The 5,454-nt window shown below is 42.2% G+C and carries 6 protein-coding genes and 1 pseudogene; 4 read left to right on the plus strand and 3 right to left on the minus strand.

All coding sequences use genetic code 11. The features are described 5' to 3' along the window. From B4J23_RS14230 to B4J23_RS14240, 3 genes are all read right to left on the minus strand, one after another. On the minus strand, positions 1-1,541 hold a 1,541-nt coding region (locus B4J23_RS14230), incomplete at its 3' end, for an efflux RND transporter permease subunit (RefSeq protein WP_291361544.1). 18 nt (positions 1,542-1,559) lie between these two features. Further along, complete coding sequence (locus B4J23_RS14235; protein ID WP_291361547.1) at positions 1,560-2,687, minus strand: efflux RND transporter periplasmic adaptor subunit; 1,128 nt, start codon at positions 2,685-2,687, stop codon at positions 1,560-1,562. 51 nt (positions 2,688-2,738) lie between these two features. Then, complete coding sequence (locus tag B4J23_RS14240; RefSeq protein WP_034170199.1) at positions 2,739-3,383, minus strand: hypothetical protein; 645 nt, start codon at positions 3,381-3,383, stop codon at positions 2,739-2,741. Between the two features lie 282 nt (positions 3,384-3,665). Here B4J23_RS14240 and pilG point away from each other — a divergent pair, with 282 nt between their 5' ends. The 4 genes and pseudogenes from pilG to B4J23_RS14260 form a co-directional block, all read left to right on the plus strand. Beyond that, positions 3,666-4,049, plus strand: a complete 384-nt coding sequence (gene pilG, locus B4J23_RS14245; protein WP_004784987.1) for a twitching motility response regulator PilG — start codon at positions 3,666-3,668, stop codon at positions 4,047-4,049. A 25-nt stretch (positions 4,050-4,074) separates the two neighbouring features. After that, positions 4,075-4,443, plus strand: coding sequence for a response regulator (locus B4J23_RS14250; RefSeq protein ID WP_004784985.1), 369 nt, complete (start codon positions 4,075-4,077; stop codon positions 4,441-4,443). Positions 4,444-4,448: 5 nt separating this feature from the next. Next, complete coding sequence (locus B4J23_RS14255; RefSeq protein WP_159123371.1) at positions 4,449-4,985, plus strand: chemotaxis protein CheW; 537 nt, start codon at positions 4,449-4,451, stop codon at positions 4,983-4,985. A 46-nt stretch (positions 4,986-5,031) separates the two neighbouring features. Further along, positions 5,032-5,454 (plus strand): annotated as a pseudogene (locus B4J23_RS14260) (chemotaxis protein); the annotation flags it as partial.

The raw sequence follows: 5,454 nt of genomic DNA on the forward strand, positions 1-5,454 counted from the left end.
TCTAATTTACCTGAAATCCAGTTAAAGAAACGTTTAATGCGCCCTGGCTTTTTATTGGGATCTTTTTTCTTTTCTGCCCAATGCGCAGATAGCATTGGATCTAGAGTGAAGCTAACAAACATGGAAATCAGAACGGCGGTACTCACCGTTACACCGAACTGATAGAAGAAACGGCCAATGATTCCGCCCATAAAGGCAACAGGCAAGAATACCGCGACAATGGTCAGTGTTGTTGCCAGAACGGCAAGGCCAATTTCTTTGGTGCCGTCCAGCGCGGCAGTGACATGGTCTTTACCCATATCGGTATGCCGTACGATATTTTCCCGTACTACAATTGCATCATCAATCAGCAAACCGATACTTAAAGACAGGGCCAATAAGGTCATCATATTGATGCTGAAACCAAAAGCCCAGATAAAGGTCAAAGTTCCGAGCAATGCAATCGGTAAAGTGAGGCCAGTAATGACCGTTGAGCGGAAAGAACCTAAAAATAATAGAACAATCAGCACAGCAAGAACCGCACCCTCAATAATGGTACGCGCAACATCACCAATGGTGCCGCGGATACTTTTTGAAGAATCCATCACAACTTTTAAGGTGGTTCCTTGTGGTAATTGGGCTTTAATGCTTTCAAGAGTTTTGTAGGTACTGTCTACTACTTCAATAACATTAGAATCAGAGCTACGCAGAATGTCGACAGCCACTGCAGCCTTGCCATTCAGAAATGCACCAGTTTCAAGTTCTGCCTGACTATCTTCAATTTCTGCGACCTGTTTCAGAAAGATCGGTGCACCATTTTTATTGGCAATGACCAGATCGCCAAAGGCGAGGGGATGCAGGACTTTGGAATTGATCTCAATCACCAGTTCCGAGTTGCCAGATTTTAATGTACCGCCCGGAACTTCGATATTTTCAGATTTCAGAGTATTAATGACGCTATCCACGCCAATGCCAAAAGCTTGCAGTTTCTGTGGTTCAACTTGAATACGAATCTGGCGCTGTGCATCACCGAGCAGGTTGACTGTACCTACACCCGGAACAGTCCGTAGTTGTGGAACAATGCGCTGATCCAGATAGGAGCTTAGTGCTTTTAAGCCCATATTGTCAGATTCAAATACGATCGACATGATTGCATTGGCAGTCGGATCATAACGCTCGACGACTGGCTCCTGAATTTCATCACGGAATTCAGCGGTGACTGAAGCAATTTTGTCACGGACATCCTGTGCTGCCGTGGTTGAAGGCACTTCCAGATTGAATTCAGCCGTGATCATCGACAGACCTTCACTGGATTGTGAAATCACCTGTTTTAAACCGGAAATAGTATTGATCTGATCTTCGAGTTTTTTGGTAATTTCTGATTCAACGGTTTCTGGGGAAGCACCTGGATAGTTGGTATAAATCACGACAAAGGGGAAGTCCACATCCGGAAATTCTTCCACACCCATGCGCTGCCAGGAAGCTAGTCCAAGCACCATCAAACAGAACATCATCATAATGGTGAAGACGGGATACTTCACACTAATTCGGGTAAACCACATATTAATGATCCTGTCTGATTAGTTGGAACGCAGCGTCACTGGCTTGTTGAGATCTGCCTCGGTAAATGGAATGCGACTGACCTGATCACCTGTCTCCAGACCTTGGATTACTGCCGTATTCTGGTTGTAGCGCTGTTCCAGAACCTGAACATTCACTTTAATAATTTTGTTCTGGCGAATAATCCAAACAAAAGGTTTATTCTGGATATCCTGAATGGTATTGAGGGGAATGATCTGGCCAGAAACTTGTTGAGAACTCAGAATATTGCCTTCAACAAAAGAGCCAATACTTAAAGAGGGAATACTTTCATTTGGTCTGGCGAAGAATTCAATCTGGCGACTAGCCTGATCAGCAATTGGAGATACCCGGCTAATAGCAGCGGTAAATGTGTTTGGATTGCCCTGAATCTGATATTCAATTTTGCTGCCTAAACGCAGACTGGACTGCATCTCACTCGGGACACGGGCCTGAATTTCCAGTTGATTTGGATTTACGATTTCAAACAGGGTTTGTCCGATCGCCACGGTTTGACCGGGCTCAACCTGACGCTGAGTGATCACGCCACTAATCGGGCTAGTGATAATGCCATCACGATCGGCTTTTACGGCAATATCGACATTGGCTTGCTGTGCGCGGACATTTTCAACCTGGGCCTGATAGTCAACCTGGCTTTGCTCATATTCAACTTTAGAGATAAAGCCTTGGTCGAGCAGACGCTTTTTGCGCTGCATCATGTTGCGCGCCTGATTAGCCTGTGCCTGGGTAGATGCCAGATTGGCACGGGCCTGAGCCAGACGTGCGGCATTATCCTGATTATTTAAGCGAACCAGTACCTGACCTTTAGCTACATTGTCACCGACCTGAGCATTAACACTGGTGGCAGTGGCAGAAACCTGCGCCTGAATACTGCTTTGGTTGACTGCGCGAATAGTGCCGGTAAATGCTGATTTCTGGATAGAAGTGCCTGTTTTTACAGCAACCAGATCCTGAGGGATCAGTTCAATTGTTTTTGGACTTTCGGCTTGCGGTGTAGATTCATTTTTATTGCAGCCGCTTAGAAAAAGACTTAAGCAAAGTGCACTCATCATCAATACAGAGCGCGAAGAAGAGGTCTTTGAAATATGAAAATGCTGTGCAAATGGCATATTAATCCTTTTCACTTGTGGTCGTTTAAAGCAACAACAAGTTATTTGTGTTTATTCAAGCGCTTTTAAACGGGCAATAATTCTGTCGTATTCCGCTTCCATATTTCGATAGCGAGTTTGTAAAGATTGAATATTTTCTTTTTGAGAAATCAGGTTTTTCTGGTTGTTTTCAAGGTTGGCTTTTAAAGAGGCCGGGGGATTATTGCCTTTACGTAAATATTCACGTTCTTGGCGTACAAACATGACCCGGTCTTGCTGCAACTGTTTCATCTGCTCTTGCTGAAAGGCAATCTGTTTCTTCAGTTGGCTCAGACTTTCATTCTTTTTTTGTAGAGCAACATGGCTATTGGTATAGGCACGTTTCAGTTTTTGATCTTCTGCGATGCGCTGGGCTTGCTGGGCACGTTGCGGCGCCTGTTTAATATCTTTATCGACATTATAAGGACGTGCACGTTTAATGACCTGCATATTCTGGTCAAGTGCCTCATAGCCATAGCGGATATGGTTGGGGGTAACGTTAGTGCTGATATTGGCCACGCCTTTATTATCATAATAGCGATACCAGGTGGCTTTTGGTGGCTGGTTAGTTGAGGCATATGAAATGGTGACCTGAAGAAAAAGTGTCACTGCAAATATGAATTGGCCAGTCATTTTATTTTTATCAATGAAAGCAAGTTTTTCTGAAAACTGACTCATCATTGGCTCCCCAATTGAAAGTTGACTAAATTACTTATTTTAAAGTAATAATAATGCTATATTAGACTCAAATTCACGAATTAAAAACTACCGTCAGTCAAAAAAAAAGCAATGACAAAATAAAAATGTGAAATGGTTGATGAAATCCGCTATTTTTGCACACTTGTGTAGAAAATGTTCATTGATAATACAAGTGGATTTGTGTTAAAAATGTTTATCGATCGTAATAAAATAATCCTATGAGCCTTATGGCGCATCGTTTCTAAAATGGGAAGGGTCAAAATGGACGATAAATTCCAAAATCTAAAAGTTATGGTCATTGATGACTCAAAGACCATTCGTCGTACAGCAGAAACTCTTCTACAGCGCGAAGGATATGAAGTCGTGACTGCGGTAGATGGTTTTGAAGCTTTATCAAAAATCGCAGAAGCCAATCCGGATATCGTATTTGTAGATATTATGATGCCTCGTCTAGATGGTTATCAAACTTGTGCGTTGATTAAAAATTCTCAAAATTATCAGAATATTCCTGTGATTATGCTTTCGAGTAAAGATGGCTTATTTGATCAGGCCAAAGGTCGTGTTGTTGGTTCGGATGAATACTTGACTAAACCTTTCAGTAAAGATGAATTGCTTAATGCAATCCGTAACCATATTAGTGCTTAATAATTGATTTTTTAGGGGAATTGGCATGGCGCGTATTTTAATCGTAGATGACTCACCGACAGAAACATTCCGTTTTAGAGAGATTCTTTCTAAACATGGCTTTGAGGTGATTGAAGCATCCAATGGTGCAGATGGGGTAACCATGGCTCAGGCTGAGTTGCCAGATCTGGTATTGATGGATGTGGTCATGCCAGGCGTGAATGGCTTCCAGGCAACACGTCAAATCGCACGTGGTGCAACCACCAAGCATATTCCGATTGTGATTGTAAGTACCAAAGATCAGGCCACTGACCGCGTTTGGGGTAAACGTCAGGGTGCCGCAGATTATCTTACAAAACCGGTAGATGAAAAACAGTTGATTGAAGTGATTAAGCACCACCTCAACGCAGGATAAGCTCTATGGCAGCAAATGGATTTATCGAATTGCTTCGCATTGCGAAACGGGGAAATAAAAACTACGTTTCTAATGAAAATGAAGTCAACCGATGGTCAGGCATTGCTTTTGAGATGATGGGGCAATATTTTGTTGCCCCGCTGGGGGAAGTATCCGAAGTGATCTATCCTCCAAAATATACGCCAGTTCCTAATACTCAATCATGGGTGTTAGGATTGGCCAATATTCGGGGAAGGTTATTATCAGTTTCTGATTTGACTCAATATGTATCAGGACAGAGTAGCCAGTTTTCACCGACTCAAAAAGTATTATGTATTCACCATAATGACCAATATGTCGGTTTGGTCGTTGATCAAGTTTTGGGTATACAACATTTTAATAAGAAAAGTTTTTTTTCTAAAACTACTGAATTGGATAATAACTTACAAGAATACTGTCAGGGATTTTTCCACCAGCATAACCAGCAATGGCATGTGTTCTTATTCAGTCGTCTGTTGCAAAATCCAAAATTTATGAACGCATCTATAAAATTTATAAATTAAACGTCGCGCACGAAAGTAATAAAGACGTAAATCGGGGAGAGGCTGCATGGGCTTTAAACTTAAAAAGAAAAATACAGGTGAAGGTAGCCGCAAAAGTGGCAATACTTTTTTATCCAAGATTCAATCACAAACAGACCAGTTGTCACGTGTATTTGGTGATAGTGAAAAGTCTAAACCGTTTATTTATGGCGCAGCCGGCTGTCTGTTAGCGGCAACCATCACTTTATTGTATCTTTTCTACAGTGTGCCACGTGCTAACCAGCTGACACAAAGTCTGGGTGATTTACGTCTGCTTTCACAAACCATTTCTCGTCAGGCGACTGAAGCAACGGCTTCTGGTACACCTGAAGCGATGAAAAAACTGACAGATTCTCAAAAAGCTTTTACGGAAAACCTTGAGATTGTAAAAAATATTCATTCCAATAATGAAGCGCTGCAAGCAGTAGATAAACAGTGGACAGAAGTGTCT

The organism is Acinetobacter sp. UBA3025 (assembly GCF_002367915.1).
Lineage (GTDB): Bacteria > Pseudomonadota > Gammaproteobacteria > Pseudomonadales > Moraxellaceae > Acinetobacter.